At 33.4% G+C, this 13,669-nt stretch carries 17 protein-coding genes and 1 pseudogene; 1 reads left to right on the top strand and 17 read right to left on the bottom strand.

The genetic code is table 11. The features are described 5' to 3' along the window. Nucleotides 1-2: 2 nt before the first annotated feature. The 17 genes and pseudogenes from oppB to CRN91_RS04990 all read right to left on the bottom strand — a co-directional run bounded on the left by oppB (nt 3) and on the right by CRN91_RS04990 (nt 11,607). A complete protein-coding gene (gene oppB, locus CRN91_RS05065; protein WP_114115355.1) occupies nt 3-926 on the bottom strand; it encodes an oligopeptide ABC transporter permease OppB in 924 nt (307 codons plus the stop codon). Between the two features lie 101 nt (nt 927-1,027). Continuing rightward, nucleotides 1,028-2,653 carry a peptide ABC transporter substrate-binding protein gene (locus tag CRN91_RS05060; protein ID WP_114115354.1) on the bottom strand — a complete coding sequence of 542 codons (1,626 nt, stop codon included), beginning with the start codon at nt 2,651-2,653 and terminating at the stop codon, nt 1,028-1,030. Nucleotides 2,654-2,774: 121 nt separating this feature from the next. Next, nucleotides 2,775-3,155 carry a hypothetical protein gene (locus tag CRN91_RS05055; RefSeq protein ID WP_146993394.1) on the bottom strand — a complete coding sequence of 127 codons (381 nt, stop codon included), beginning with the start codon at nt 3,153-3,155 and terminating at the stop codon, nt 2,775-2,777. Nucleotides 3,156-3,198: 43 nt separating this feature from the next. Next, entirely contained in the window at nt 3,199-4,095 is an 897-nt protein-coding gene (locus CRN91_RS05050) for a class I SAM-dependent methyltransferase (RefSeq protein WP_168177015.1), read from the bottom strand. Then, complete coding sequence (locus CRN91_RS05045; RefSeq protein ID WP_114115351.1) at nt 4,073-4,327, bottom strand: hypothetical protein; 255 nt, start codon at nt 4,325-4,327, stop codon at nt 4,073-4,075. The genes CRN91_RS05050 and CRN91_RS05045 overlap by 23 nt, the downstream gene beginning before the upstream one ends. A 59-nt stretch (nt 4,328-4,386) precedes the next feature. Then, nucleotides 4,387-4,563, bottom strand: a pseudogene (locus tag CRN91_RS05040) (tyrosine-type recombinase/integrase); the annotation flags it as partial. A 429-nt stretch (nt 4,564-4,992) separates the two neighbouring features. Beyond that, on the bottom strand, nt 4,993-5,343 hold the full coding sequence (locus tag CRN91_RS05035) for a hypothetical protein (protein ID WP_114115350.1): 351 nt from the start codon (nt 5,341-5,343) through the stop codon (nt 4,993-4,995). A 45-nt stretch (nt 5,344-5,388) separates the two neighbouring features. Then, nucleotides 5,389-5,550, bottom strand: a complete 162-nt coding sequence (locus tag CRN91_RS08660; RefSeq protein ID WP_168177014.1) for a hypothetical protein — start codon at nt 5,548-5,550, stop codon at nt 5,389-5,391. A 9-nt stretch (nt 5,551-5,559) separates the two neighbouring features. Beyond that, nucleotides 5,560-6,603, bottom strand: coding sequence for a hypothetical protein (locus tag CRN91_RS05030; protein ID WP_114115349.1), 1,044 nt, complete (start codon nt 6,601-6,603; stop codon nt 5,560-5,562). After that, the gene (locus CRN91_RS05025) at nt 6,603-6,992 is read right to left on the bottom strand and encodes a hypothetical protein (RefSeq protein WP_114115348.1); all 390 of its coding nucleotides are present in this window, start codon (nt 6,990-6,992) and stop codon (nt 6,603-6,605) included. Before CRN91_RS05025 ends, CRN91_RS05030 begins: the two co-directional genes overlap by 1 nt. Before the next feature lie 613 nt (nt 6,993-7,605). Next, nucleotides 7,606-8,262 (bottom strand): tetratricopeptide repeat protein, encoded by a 657-nt coding sequence (locus CRN91_RS05020; protein ID WP_114115347.1) that lies wholly within the window; start codon nt 8,260-8,262, stop codon nt 7,606-7,608. Between the two features lie 230 nt (nt 8,263-8,492). After that, on the bottom strand, nt 8,493-9,332 hold the full coding sequence (locus tag CRN91_RS05015) for a hypothetical protein (protein ID WP_114115346.1): 840 nt from the start codon (nt 9,330-9,332) through the stop codon (nt 8,493-8,495). A gap of 13 nt (nt 9,333-9,345) precedes the next feature. Then, on the bottom strand, nt 9,346-9,717 hold the full coding sequence (locus CRN91_RS05010) for a hypothetical protein (protein ID WP_114115345.1): 372 nt from the start codon (nt 9,715-9,717) through the stop codon (nt 9,346-9,348). 41 nt (nt 9,718-9,758) lie between these two features. Continuing rightward, entirely contained in the window at nt 9,759-10,016 is a 258-nt protein-coding gene (locus CRN91_RS05005) for a hypothetical protein (protein WP_114115344.1), read from the bottom strand. Continuing rightward, nucleotides 10,017-10,256: a hypothetical protein gene (locus tag CRN91_RS05000; protein ID WP_114115343.1), complete on the bottom strand. Its 240-nt coding sequence runs from the start codon at nt 10,254-10,256 to the stop codon at nt 10,017-10,019. Between the two features lie 13 nt (nt 10,257-10,269). Continuing rightward, nucleotides 10,270-10,983: a hypothetical protein gene (locus CRN91_RS04995; RefSeq protein ID WP_114115342.1), complete on the bottom strand. Its 714-nt coding sequence runs from the start codon at nt 10,981-10,983 to the stop codon at nt 10,270-10,272. A 3-nt stretch (nt 10,984-10,986) separates the two neighbouring features. Further along, entirely contained in the window at nt 10,987-11,607 is a 621-nt protein-coding gene (locus CRN91_RS04990; RefSeq protein WP_114115341.1) for a tetratricopeptide repeat protein, read from the bottom strand. Nucleotides 11,608-12,394: 787 nt separating this feature from the next. Between CRN91_RS04990 and CRN91_RS04980 the strand changes: the two genes are divergently transcribed. Beyond that, the gene (locus CRN91_RS04980) at nt 12,395-13,669 is read left to right on the top strand and encodes a DNA cytosine methyltransferase (protein WP_114115339.1); all 1,275 of its coding nucleotides are present in this window, start codon (nt 12,395-12,397) and stop codon (nt 13,667-13,669) included.

Below are 13,669 nucleotides of genomic sequence, written 5' to 3'. Positions count from 1 at the left end.
TTTTAATATCTAATTTTTGGATCAACCCATGCATAAAGAAGATCAACTATCAAACTAAATAAGATTGTAAGACCACCTACAACAATTGTTATTCCCATCATTACTGAATAGTCACGATTAAATGCAGCATTAACAAAATAATATCCCATACCTCCTGTTGAAAAATATATATCTATGAGAACTGAGCCAGTAATTAATCCAACAAATGCTGGTCCTAAATAAGATATTACTGGAAGAAGTGATGGTTTAAAAACATGGCGAAAGAAGATAGTTTTTGTGGGTAATCCCTTTGATTTTGCTGTTCTAATATAGTTTGTATTTAAAACCTCAAGCATTGATGAGCGAGTAATACGAGCAATTGATGCCATATAGCTAGTTGAAAGAGCGATTACAGGCATGATTAAGTATTGCCAAGCACCGCCATTCCAACCCCCACCAGGAAGCCAACCAAGCCATAAAGTAAAGATAATAATAAGTAACGGTGCCATTACAAAATTTGGTAGTACTTGTGCACCAATTGAAACACCAACTGCTAAATAATCAATCCAAGTATTTTTCTTAATTGCAGCTATTGCACCAAGAGGAATTCCTACCCCAATGGCCGCAATAAATGACCAAAAACCGTACTTTAAGGTTATAGGAAAGCCCTGTCCAATAATTTCATTGACAGATCTATCATGGTATTTATACGAGGGTCCAAAATCAAATTCAGTAATTACGCCCCATAAATAATTAAACATCTGGCGCCAAATTGGTTGATCTAAGCCATACTTAGCTTCAATATTGGCAAGGACTTGAGGTGGGAGTGGTCTTTCTGATGTAAACGGACCACCAGGAGCAGCATGCATCAAATAAAAACTTACTGCTATTAGAATAAGTAATGTTGGAATTGCTATACCAATTCGCTTAATTATGTAGTTGATCATATCCGAAATTGACCGGCCAGGAATTTATAGAATAATTTTACCCCACAAATAAAAAAGCACCGCACAATATCTTGTACGGTGCTTTCTTGAAGAACTATATATTAATTAGCAACTTTATATAAGTTACGAGAATACCAGTTCTGTTCTACATTGTCATAAGGCCAGCCTTTGACGTTAGTCTTAAGCATAAATACACCAGCGTAGTGATAAATAGGAATCACTGGCATTTCATTTGCCAAGATCTCTTCAACACGTGTGTAGTTTGCTGATGCATCATCTAAAGTTCTAGCATCTAACATTAAACTATCTACCTCAGAATTATTAAACTTACCATCGTTATAACCAGACGGTGAAGTAAGTAAGTCTAAGAACGTTGAAGCCTCATTGTAGTCACCACACCAAGCACCACGTGCAAGCTCAAAACCTTGAGCACCACGAGTCTTCAAGAATGTTTTCCATTCCTGATTGGCAAGTGTAACCTTAGCCCCAAGAGTCTCTTTCCACATTTGCTGAGCTGCAATCGCAATCTTCTTATGACCTTCAGAAGTATTGTAAATGTACTCAAAACTTAGTGGATTACTTGGTCCATAACCCGCATCAGCTAGAAGGCCTTTTGCTTTAGCTTCACGCTCATCTTGAGACATTTGACCAAATGCAACTGGTGGCACTTCAAAGCCTGCTGTAGCACCTGGAGTAAAGGTAAAGGCATTAATTTGTCCAGCTTGTAAAATCTTTTCAGTTATTACTGAACGATCTATAGCGTAAGCAAGCGCTTGACGAACTCTTACATCCTTAAATGCTTCAGGACCACTATCAGACAAGTTAAATGTCATATAGTAGTTACAAAGCCTTGGGAAAGATGTTGCTTGATTGGGATAGTCCTGCTTCAGGCGAATAAATTGTCCTGAAGGAACAGTTCCCTTATCTAACTCACCAGCTAAATAACGAGTAAAGTCAACGTTCTCATCATTAATTACTAAGGCAACTACCTTTTCTAGGATTGTAGCATCATTATTCCAATACATAGGGTTACGCTCACGAACTGAACGCTCATTAGGAATATGCTCTGTAAGAACATAAGCACCATTAGAAATGATGTTTTCTGGCTTAGTCCAATCATTACCCCAAACACTTACACTCCATTCAGGAGCAGGATACGTAGAAGCATGAGTTGTCATTGCAGCAAAATACGGCAATGATGAAGTCAGTCTAACCTCTAAAGTATGATTGTCAATCGCAGTAACACCCAATGTATCTGGTGAAGCATCTCCAGACATTACAGCTCCAACATTTTCAAGGGCCATAATTTCAGCAAACCATGAATAAGGTGAAGCAGTAGCAGGATCAGCAAGACGCTGCCATGCATAGACAAAATCATGCGCTGTAACTGCGTTCCCATCAGACCACTTTGCGTCATCTCTAAGTGTAAAAGTATAGACATCTTTAGCATCATTAGTAGTAAAACCAGTTGCAACACCAGGAACAAGATTACCATCAGCATCTTGATTCATAAGACCTTCAAAAAGGTCGCGAACAATATCAGATCCAGATACATCCTCAACAATCTGTGGATCTACTGAAGTAAATTCATCCAACAAACTGTATGTAAATGTCTGATCATCAGCCAGAGTTTCGCCGGTTACTGGATGAGTTGCTGCAAATACAGATGTTGAAGCAAACATAACCAATACGAAACCTGTAGCCAAAGATTTTGGCAAATAATTCATATTTCTCTCCTTAATATTTAAAAAAAATTATAAATCCATCAAATTTAAATGAGGACTTACTAAAGTTTATACTTTTTTGGATTAATATTGTGATTTTTTTTTAAGCACTTGTTTGTTTTTATTAAAAATTTTTAATAATTTTTATTGATTTTTCTTCACCAATTGAGTCAACTATAATTTGAGAGCCATTATCATTAGAATAAATAGGTTTCTTACCTCTAATTTGTTTACTCCAACCACGAAGTGAATTAAGTATTTTTTTGCCTCTACTCAGAAATTGTGAATCATCATCTAAACTTGATATAGATAAACTACTATTAAAAGCAGGTAAATTAAATTTTATTGATTCGTTTAATAATTTTCCAGATCCAAAAGAAATCACAGCCAAAGAGATAATAATAAGAATAATCAATGGATAGCCAATTTTTCTCCAATTAATCCATAAGATAATTGATATACAAACCATGAAAAAACAAATACTAATAAAAACTAACTGACTCATTTGAATTAATTAAAAAATTAAGATTGATAATGAAAATATGAAATTATATTTTCTCAGCATATACCATCCGCTCAATATCCAGCACACCTAAGCTTCTCCCTGTTGGTTTTACATAACGATCACCTAATTCAGCATAATCAATATCTTCAATTAATTTCCATCCATTTTTGTTCAGGTAAGCTTCTATTTGATTAGGATCAAATCCAAAATGCCAAATTTTATCTTTTAAGACGAATTTTTCATAACCCCATTCCTGTCCGTAAAGATTTTCACCTTTAATAAAATCTTTTAGTACATAGGTAAACACTAATCGACTTCCAACTGGGGCTTTTGAAAAAAAATCAAAAGTCTTTTGAACTGCAGCTTCGTTTATGTACTGTGAAACTGCTTCCCAGATGAAGAAGGTTTTTTCATTTCCCAGATACCCATGTCGTTTTAGCACGTCTTCAATCTCCTCGTTAATGAAGTTTATGCTTACTTGTTTCACATTACTGGGGAATGACCCTAATGCTTTTTCAATTGCCTTTCGTTTAGCATCAATGTTTACAGCCTGATCAACTTCCCATGCAGAGATGTTCTGAGCTTCGGAAAGACGATAAAGACGTGTGTCAGCCCCAGCACCTAGGTTTACTAGGGTTTTAATCTTATTCTCGGTAATAGATTCAATAAGTCGTTCGTCAATATAACGCTTACGAACTAAAAAGCAGCTCCAACCTCCTGGTAAAAATTTTTCTGTCATATTCACTATCCAGTTCCTCAGTATGGCGATCTTTGTAATATTAATCCAAAATCGATTCATACCAGAATAAAGTTGTGCGGCAAGATTATCTTCGATAATTCGCTGTTCTTTAGGAAAATTTTGTTCAATAGCTACATTAATAGTAGGCTGATCTCCGGTTTTTGCAGCACCTTTTGTTTTAATCGAATTTTTGTTTGCCATAGATTCTTCTCTCATGATGTAATAAATTGTTTAATAGGCTGGAAATAAAAATGCTGAATTGAGCTTGATAACTTTGATAAGTAATCCATAAAATAGCTCCTGTAATTCCTACTAACCAGAGTCTTTTAAACAAAGCCCAAATAAATATAGCAACAAAAGCATTGAAATTAAACCCTTGCTTAACAGCTACTGGCCCTGAATCTTCTTTATCGTATATTTGAAATATTGCCAAAGTATTTTCTCTTCAAATGCTTATTCACTTAATATTAATGATTGTAGTTTATTCTGAGACTAAATACTACCCATCACTCGATTAATAAGATTTGATTTATGTCCGATGCAGAGGTGGGCATAACGCTTAGTCACACTAATCTGTTTATGCCCTAGAACATCTGCTATCTCCAAGAGAGATGCTCCAGATTGAGCCAAATAAGATGCACAGGAATGACGAAGGTCGTGGGATCTAAAGTACAAATTTTTTGATGTGTGAGGGAGCGGTTAATCCATTCTAGCAAAACATGACCCCTGTATGACCCCGATATTTTTTAGCAGACGAAAAAAAGACCTACAATCAATGTAGGCCTTTATGTATATGGTGGGGCGTGAGCGACTTGAACGCTCGACCAGCGGATTAAAAGTCCGACGGCTTTCGCCATACATCTCAACAAGTAGAGATGTAACGCTCTACACTTCCCAAAGCAACAACAATATTGGCATTTTATACAGAATGTAATTATAGCATAAAAGAGGCTAATTCCACCAAAATTCCACGATTAGTGCACGAAATTTGCACGAAATGCTAAGGCCAAAATTGACTCAAAATAGACCCCTACCCCACCCCTTTCGTATGACTAGTTAATCGAGAAAACCGGGTTAGATATGAAATTTTGAAATTAACTAATATGTGGATGTACAATTAATATCATTACCCCAAGTTGTACAATTTGTTTTAACTTTATTTCTTGGTCGGTCTATATTCTGTAACGATTTAATCATTTGACTTACTTGAGCATCAGCCCTATCCATTCCATTTCCAATTTCAGTTTGTATGCATTGTATCAATTCAGGAGTTTCAGTTTTATACCCAAAACCTAGACACATTTCTTTATAGTAATTGGTTATATCTGCATTAGGAGCTTTTTTGTGCCACATTGCACTTCCAACTGGATGACTGCAACTCTGCAAGAGGAAAAAAATGGGTAGTATTATTAATTTAAGTGATAATTTCATAGGCTTATTATATTTCATTTTGAGCTTCTGTACTTTGTTAAAAGAGATAACTTAAAAGCTATACTATGCACCAATATTTTCTATTGCCATAACAATAATCGTTAGACTAAATAATCCACCCCATAACATACTCATCCTATTATCTTTTTTATCAAAAAAAGCAGAACAAAAACACATAAAAGAAACTCCTATAATTAATCCTGCGAATATATTAGTGATTTCCATTAATTACTCCTATGTATTTTCTGAAATAGTATTTACAAGTTTTACAAAATACAGTTTTTTTAAATCATTTTCATCTCTGCTATAGGCTCTAGCGTAATATATTCCAATTGACTGAAAATCTTTGTTTACTGAATTTATTAAATCCTCTTCAGAATTAATTTTATCCCATCCGATACTTTCAGTATAAATATCAACAAATCCTGAACTAATTTCATCATAATCTTCATCAAGGTCAAGATGCCTTGGGATGTCTATTCCAGAGTCATTTAGTCCACTATCAACTATATCAAAAACAGTCTCAAAATCCTCATACTTCAATTTAACTTTATGGATACTCCAAGTAAATAAAGCCAAGCCATAGAGGAATGCATAAAGGTTTTTAGCATTTTCTTCTGACTTAATATATATATTTAGTGACTCTCTTATGACTACATAATCAAGGTCTCGAATAGTTTGCATAACAAATTCTTTTGCTGCTTTATCATTCCTCTTTAATTTCTTAGATGACTTTGATTTGACGACTACTTTCTTTCTAATCATCCTTTTTGATGGCCTTATCTGAGTATCATTTTTGTTGTAACTAGAATCAATTTTATTTTCTAGAACTATTGCAATAGCATTCTTTTTACTAACTGCATGAACTGAATCTTGGAATAAATAACCTTTCTTAATTAGATTTTTAGCTGTCCAGTCATTGCCTTTAAATAATGGTATGAAGGCAACTATAATTTGAATACCTAACCAAATCCACTCAGTATCTGAAGCATTATTGAAATCAATCGAGCCAAATTCACCATATAGCTCATTTTCTACTAAAACAGCAATTACTAGCAAAACCAAGTACAAGAAGAAATATGACCATAAGCCCCTAAATAGAAACCATATAGGCATAAAAATAGTACCAGCAACCCAAGCTAAGCCAACTTTAACAGCTTTATATCCATCTGTATGATGTTTAAATACTTTATATTCTTTTTCAGCTCTTGAGGCAAGGGATATAACAATTAGAATTGGAAGAGCAATTATGATAATTATTTCTAAAGGACCAAACATTACCTTTTAGAAAGCTCTTTTGTTCTCAATTCAACATAGATTGATTTTTGCTTTTCTCTATCACCTTCACATTGAGCAAAAGCTTTTGCCCAAAGCTCCTTATTTTGCACATTGTTTTCTTCTACCTCAGAAAAGGCTACTAAGTAGTTTTTATCTTTAACTGACTTAGAGTGCTGGACATCTTGAATCTGACTTTGAACTTTAGGCTTCAAAAATTCAATGAATTTAAAGAATAAATGAATAGCTATCCAGGGAAATATAAGAAATAAAAATGCCACTAAATAAAATACAAAACCCTCAAGGTTTATATTATCAAAAAAGTAAAAATATAAAAAATACCCATTAATTAATAATGCACCAATATTACAAATTATTCTAATAAATCCCATTATTGAACTATACCTTACTATCAGTTAATTTGACCCACTTTTAGTACTAAATAAGTTCATTACTTTCTAAGTATTTTAAGTACTCTAGGATGGTGAATTTGGAGCTCTGAGAGGCTATAAATATGGCTAATTCTAGTGATAATATAAGTCATTGATTTTAATACTAATATTAAAACTATTTAAGTAATATTTATTAGTAAAAAACACCAATTCTCCATGGACAAAAGCACTAATATATGGTATAATATGAATATCTTTTAGACGCTCTTAGAAGCACTCTAAAGTTGAATAATTTATAGTTTATAAATACATAAAAATAATCTTTAGAATATTCTAAGAATTCATATCTAAAAATGAATATTTAATTCCTAGAATATATACAAAGTTACTGATTATCATTTATATATACTACTATATATTGGTTCAATGTATCTTTATCTGAGTGGTTCTAGGTATAGCAGCTTAGTTAACTTAAAGTTTAATATTAATAGTAGCCAATTCTAAGTTAATCATAGTGAGTCTTAGTTAAACAATCGTATGGTCATCGACCATAAGAGATTCTTTTATTTCGACCTAAGAATATATTACTTGGTATAGGAGTAGTTTTTTCATACTAATTTCCACTAAAGATACCAAAGATTGAAGAGGCTCCTAGCTTTTGTTTTTCCCACCAGGACATCTGATTCTTTAAAAACTCTCTTGAGCGACTCGCAATTATTGGATTGCTTCCCTGTGAAGCTAATTTAGCCCAATACTTTGCTATTTTTAAGTCTTTTTTTACCCCTAGTCCTCTGTAATAAATGCCTGCTAATTCAAATTGTGAACTCTGGTCACCTTGATTTGCAGCTAAGTTAAACCAATATGCCGAGCTAGCATTGTTCTTTTGAAGTCCACTTCCTCCATTTTGAAACATCATACCTAAGTTAAATTGTGCTTCAGCATAGCCCTGTGAGGCTAATGGCTCAAGTATTCTGTATGCTTCTCCATAGTTTCCAGCAAGTGCTTTATTGTATCCTTTAGTAAGCAATGCTTCAGAGGATTGGACGAATGAATTTTGTGTATCGTTGTAAGATTCACTAGAGCATCGATTAATTCCATATTGGTCAATCTTACACTCGCTACTGTTAGAATTATTTTTGCTAGGGCTATTAAAAAAAGATTCTAGCCAATTATCAGTGCAGCGATTAATACCATCTTTATCGATTTTGCATCCCGCCATACTAGAATTAATTGAGAATAAAAATGCACACAGATAGATATATTTTTTCATAATATTTAACAGTTCTCCATCATCTCTGATGAGCCATTAAGCATACAGTTAAGGTACTCATAGTCCATTAACCAAAATGCTAAAGCAAATATACCTAATGGTATTGAGAAAATGATTAAGTACCTAATACCTAGCTTACGTCGGTCAGTGCGTATTAAGCTGATGCCGTAAAAGAGGCTGAATGCCCAAAGGGCTATGAAGATTATTAAAAGCACTTATTTACCATTGATTTATTGACCAATCTCTTCTGGATGTAATTTAAAATAATTTAAGAGGATTTTTTTAGTACCTTTTGATGCTGATGATATGCTATCTGCTTCGAAGCCACCATTCTTCCCTTGACTAGAAATGATTTTATAAGTTCTAAAAGAATCATTATATTTAGATAAACGAGCCCTGCAAATAACTTTGATAATAGATTTTTTTATTTTAGTATTTATATGAATATATCCATTTATATTTTCTCTAGTTGGCTCTATATATTCTAAATTAATATAATCAGAATCAATATAAACTGACAATTCCTTATCTATTAAATTAGACAACTCATAAAAATTCTTACCGCACTTCAAATATAAATTATCTAATCTTATATTTTCTTCTTCTAATTTCTTTTCCTCTTCTTCTATTTTTTTCTTGTATTTTTTTTCGTTATCTAATTGTTTTTTTTCATCTCCATAAGCAACTAACCTATTTATTTTTTTTATTTTTTTTATCTTTTGCTTATCAGTTATCCCTGGAATGATAAATTGCAATATAAGGAATTTAAGAATTGTCTTAATGTCATAAAACTTCCTCCAAAGACCAGTAATTCTAGTAAGGATTCTATTCAGTCCATTAAAAATAAATCCAATTATTAGAAGGCAAATAGCACCAAAAATAACAATTTTAAAAAACTCAGTTAAATCAGAAAACTCTAGGTCTGAATATACAAAAACAAGAACTACGACACCAATGGCAATAATTATTCCAACACCAGTAAGAAATATAATAACTAGATTCCCAATAATGTCAGGGAAATTAATAATAAACCAGAAAATTAGAAGTGCTATGACGATTGAAAAAATCATTATTTAGGGAGCTTTAAAAGGATTCGCACAATAATATTTTGCTAAAGACAAGGTCATCTTTAGTGGCTTCATTAAAACTTATTTCAACTACAACAGACCTTCTCTTATTTGTCAGGTAGTGATAGTTGCCAGACTTGAAATGGTTATTGCTTTCTTTAGTCATACTATAAAACTTGCCAGTATCTGCATTTATTATCTTCAACTCATCAAAGTCAAGTATTGAAGGTTTTGATTTGTCTAGCTTATTAGTTCTTTCAAATATGTAATCCTCACCATATGACATTTCACCAACTTCATTTTTTGTATAGCATTTCATAGCTTCTGCTTGAATTGAAGCTGAGTAAGAAATTAATAACGTAATTGATAGTAATATTATTTTTTTCATAACTTTATTATATTTCAATTTGAACTAATAAGAATTCTTTATTACAGATACCAAAAACAAACATCTGTAAGGTCTTTTTCAAAGTCGTTATAGTAATAATGACAAGCTTTAGCTAAGTCCTTATCAGTGAAGTTAGTATTAATATAACCTTCATCAATTAAATACTGAGTTTGTAACTTATAAGTCTCATTTTGCGATATACCAGCCATAGTAAAAGTCCAGAGCATAATTATTAAAGCAAAGAAGCTAACAACTACGTTAATGATGGAATCAGCTATTGAGAAAAACCAAATAGACATTTACCAGTTTCCCTTTGTCACACAACTAAACATAGCATTAGCTCCTTTACTAAACTCTCTTTCAATATCAGTTTGAGGATTGCACAGTTTTACTACATCTTGTTTGGTGTAATCCTCTTCTAGGTAACCCTGCCTTATTAATTCCTCTAACTCTGCATTTGCAAATATACTCATTACTATCCATTGCAGAGCAAAAAGTCCTAAGAGGATAATAAATATGACTTTAAGTATTTTTTTCATTTAAAGCCCTTTCTTATAAATAGGATGTTCCAATTTCATTTTCATAGCAAGTCTCCCCGCCAGGGTCACAGTAGTTCTCTAAAAGAAGTTTGGGGCTCTCATCATTAGTAACTCTAGCTCTTATAACCTTTGCCTCACCTGATACCCACTCAAGTTTAAAGTTACTTCCAGTTGCTTTATAGTCAAAGGACATAAAGCCATAGTAAGGCTTTAACTTATATCTATAAGAACTTGAGCTAATATATCCTGCGGCAATAACGTTAGTTCTATTTTCTATAATTTCATCTTCTTCGCCTTTTAGAGTAAATATGGTGTCAGCTTTAACTAGCCTTACATCATCAAAGGCGGTAGATAATTTTATTGGACACTGTTCATTTGTAATACATAACTCTTGAATGTTTTTAGCAAGTGCAGTCATACTTTCATTAAACCTCTTTTCTGAAGAAAAAGTAAAGATAAGAATAAGAACTGAAAAGACCACGAGCATTAAAGGCGTTATTAGTTTTAACTTATTCTTTCTAAATACTCGAGTAATTATTAATAAGATTGAAATAAGAATTGTTAAACCTAACGGAACTTCATAACCACAGCCAACCACTGGTGAGCATATTGGGCGGTAATTGTAAATACCTAGCTGTATCAAAAGAATAAAAATTCCTAGTCCGGCAGTAAGCCCCCAGGTAACCCAGTATTTTTTTTCAATTGCATTTTTTTCTGAAGCATTCATTATTTAAAAGTTCTTCTCGAGCACTTCTACTGCATCTTTGAATCCTAGCTTTGCAGACTTTTCAAACCAATCTTTAGCAACATCTATATCTTGCATTAATCCATCTGAACTATAAAGCCCTCTAGCATTTATCCACCCTAAATTAAACTGAGCCATAGCATTGCCATCATTAGCAGCAACTTCCATTTCCGCCAATACATCTCTGAATTCGTTCTCATACAATGTTGCCAAGTTCGCATAAGCATCTTCGCTTCCATTAAAGGTTGCCCTTTCAAACCAATATATCATCTCCACAATATCTTCTACTGAGTCATTCTTCCAACCAGCAGCTAGTCGCCAACCTAAGTCATATTGAGCTTTGGCATTGTTATTTTCAGCGGCTCTCATTAACCACATTTCTCCTACTTCTGGAATATTCAGAGCGTTAGGGTCTCTGAAGTACATTGAAAGCACATACTGTGCTTTGGGATTGCCATTATTAGCTAAATCAACTATTAGGTTTGATGCACGGACAAATTCACCCTGTCGAGCCATTGCAAGGCTATCATCTATTAGATAACTATCATCTTTAGCATAAGACAATGAGGTAAGTAGAATTGTAATAATTAATAGTATTTTTTTCATAAGCAGTCTCCACCACAATTAGCTAAATTAAAACTCATAAAGATGCTTAACAAGATTAGTAAGACAAATAATATGATTATTAAAAGATATTGATTATCAGCTACCCTCTTATTTTCTTGAGGCACTGCAAGCCATATAAAGCCTAAAAATAATAATGAATTAATCAAGGTGTATAAGCCTCCCCACCTGGAAAAACTCCTGGGTTAGTCTCCATTAACCATATCCCAAAAAACATTGAGGCGATGATAAACAAAATAGGGATAGAGAATATGATAAGGATGGCTTTACCTAGCTTACGATGCTTTGTAAGCTTTATGAAAAATAGTCCAAAAAAGAATAGAAATAACCATCCTGGATATAGCGGAATTGAATTGAGAAAGTTAATCAAGGGGTATCCCAGAGAATATCTTGAAAACAATATTCCCACACTTCAAATTCACACGCATCTATGATTGAATAGAGTACATAACCCAAGTTAATGTATGGAGCTAGACCTATAATTAGAAGGAAAATTGCAAGCTTACGATACTTTGGACCCCAAACAAGAATAAAGCCTGCGAAAAGGAAGATGGACCAAACTATAAATATTATTAAGTCTATATTTGGAATTGCAGATTCCCAACAAAATTAACTTAGAGCCGAGTATATATACTTTTAATTAGTATGGTTTAATCTACACCATAACTTCATTAAGAAAACATATTGCCTACACTTATAAATATTAAATATCATTGGGATATGGTAAAACTATAATGTATTGAAACCTAGTTAAAAATCTCACTAAATAATGAATGAAAATCTCGATAATAAACTAACTTTTATTGATTTATTTGCTGGATGTGGTGGGCTTTCATTAGGTTTAGAGCAATCTGGCTTTTATCCTCTTTACGTTAATGAATTAAACTCAGATGCATTAGAAACTTACCTAATCAACAGGGACCAAGAGTATCCACATTTACGTAAGAAATACAATTCATCTGATATTAAAAAAGTTGTTCTAGAGGAAAACTACTTTAAGAATCTTTTGGATAGCTTTCAAAAGGATTTTAAGCGTGATTTTAGAGAAAACTCTGTTGACCTAGTTGCTGGAGGTCCTCCTTGTCAAGGCTTCTCTGGAATAGGCATAAGAAGGTCTTATTCTGTTGATAAAAAACAATTGCCTTCGAATCATCTTTATGAAGATATGGCTTTTGTAGTTAATCAAGTTAAACCCAAGATGTTTCTCTTTGAGAATGTTGAAGGGTTATTGACTGCAAGATGGACAAAGGAAGGTCAACAAGGAGAAATCTTTAAGGATGTTTTAAAAACCTTTCAGAATCTTAAAAACTATACAGTTAAGTTTAAACTGGTAAAGGCTAAGGATTATGGTGTTGCTCAAAATAGACCTAGAGTTCTGGTGGTTGGCATTAGGAAAGATATCAAAGTTAAATCAAATTCAACAATGGATGCATTAGAAGGAGGGTTTCTGCCAGAGCCTACTAATGATTACCCTAATCTCGAAGATATCTTGTCGGACTTAATTGATGAGGGCTTTGAATATGGTGGGGAATCAGTTGCCTATTCTAAGAAACCATCTAATAACCTTCAAGAAGATTATCGTACAAACAACCATTCGGGCTTATTAATGAAAAAAGGGCATGTATTGACTGAGCAGGAATACAGCAAGCATTCAGATAAAGTCGTTGAAAGATTCAGCCATATGATTAAGAACAAGGGGCAAATACCTGAGCATCTAAAGACTAAGAAATTTGCACAGCGTTTACTACCCAGAAAATGGGGTAAAAAAGGTCCAACGATTACTGTAACTTCTTTACCTGATGATTTTGTTCACTATTCACAGGCTCGCTGTCCTACAGTGCGAGAATGGGCAAGATTGCAAGCGTTCCCTGATTGGTATGAGTTTGCTGGGAAAAGAACTACAGGAGGCATCAGAAGAGCTGGTAACCCTCGTGAATCAAACTTTGAAAGAGAAGTTCCTAAGTACACTCAAATCGGAAATGCAGTTCCTGTAAAGCTTGCTTTTGAGGTCGGCAAGCACTTCAATCAATTACTTACTAAGTAG

Origin of the sequence: Candidatus Thioglobus sp. NP1 (genome assembly GCF_003326015.1) — a bacterium.
In the GTDB taxonomy this organism is placed as follows: Bacteria; Pseudomonadota; Gammaproteobacteria; order PS1; family Pseudothioglobaceae; genus Pseudothioglobus; species Pseudothioglobus singularis_A.
This window is presented reverse-complemented; position numbering and strand designations above follow the sequence as displayed.

What these genes read in the sequence shown, in the direction of transcription:
- CRN91_RS05030 (WP_114115349.1), bottom strand. Translation starts at nt 6,603, where the DNA reads ATGTTTGGTCCTTTAGAAATAATTATCATAATTGCTCTTCCAATTCTA.
- CRN91_RS05035 (WP_114115350.1), bottom strand. Translation starts at nt 5,343, where the DNA reads ATGAAATATAATAAGCCTATGAAATTATCACTTAAATTAATAATACTA.
- CRN91_RS08660 (WP_168177014.1), bottom strand. Translation starts at nt 5,550, where the DNA reads ATGGAAATCACTAATATATTCGCAGGATTAATTATAGGAGTTTCTTTT.
- CRN91_RS04990 (WP_114115341.1), bottom strand. Translation starts at nt 11,607, where the DNA reads ATGAAAAAAATACTATTAATTATTACAATTCTACTTACCTCATTGTCT.
- CRN91_RS05010 (WP_114115345.1), bottom strand. Translation starts at nt 9,717, where the DNA reads ATGAAAAAAATAATATTACTATCAATTACGTTATTAATTTCTTACTCA.
- CRN91_RS05020 (WP_114115347.1), bottom strand. Translation starts at nt 8,262, where the DNA reads ATGAAAAAATATATCTATCTGTGTGCATTTTTATTCTCAATTAATTCT.
- CRN91_RS04980 (WP_114115339.1), top strand. Translation starts at nt 12,395, where the DNA reads ATGAATGAAAATCTCGATAATAAACTAACTTTTATTGATTTATTTGCT.
- CRN91_RS05000 (WP_114115343.1), bottom strand. Translation starts at nt 10,256, where the DNA reads ATGAAAAAAATACTTAAAGTCATATTTATTATCCTCTTAGGACTTTTT.
- oppB (WP_114115355.1), bottom strand. Translation starts at nt 926, where the DNA reads ATGATCAACTACATAATTAAGCGAATTGGTATAGCAATTCCAACATTA.
- CRN91_RS05015 (WP_114115346.1), bottom strand. Translation starts at nt 9,332, where the DNA reads ATGATTTTTTCAATCGTCATAGCACTTCTAATTTTCTGGTTTATTATT.
- CRN91_RS05050 (WP_168177015.1), bottom strand. Translation starts at nt 4,095, where the DNA reads ATGGCAAACAAAAATTCGATTAAAACAAAAGGTGCTGCAAAAACCGGA.
- CRN91_RS04995 (WP_114115342.1), bottom strand. Translation starts at nt 10,983, where the DNA reads ATGAATGCTTCAGAAAAAAATGCAATTGAAAAAAAATACTGGGTTACC.
- CRN91_RS05055 (WP_146993394.1), bottom strand. Translation starts at nt 3,155, where the DNA reads ATGAGTCAGTTAGTTTTTATTAGTATTTGTTTTTTCATGGTTTGTATA.
- CRN91_RS05005 (WP_114115344.1), bottom strand. Translation starts at nt 10,016, where the DNA reads ATGTCTATTTGGTTTTTCTCAATAGCTGATTCCATCATTAACGTAGTT.
- CRN91_RS05025 (WP_114115348.1), bottom strand. Translation starts at nt 6,992, where the DNA reads ATGGGATTTATTAGAATAATTTGTAATATTGGTGCATTATTAATTAAT.
- CRN91_RS05060 (WP_114115354.1), bottom strand. Translation starts at nt 2,653, where the DNA reads ATGAATTATTTGCCAAAATCTTTGGCTACAGGTTTCGTATTGGTTATG.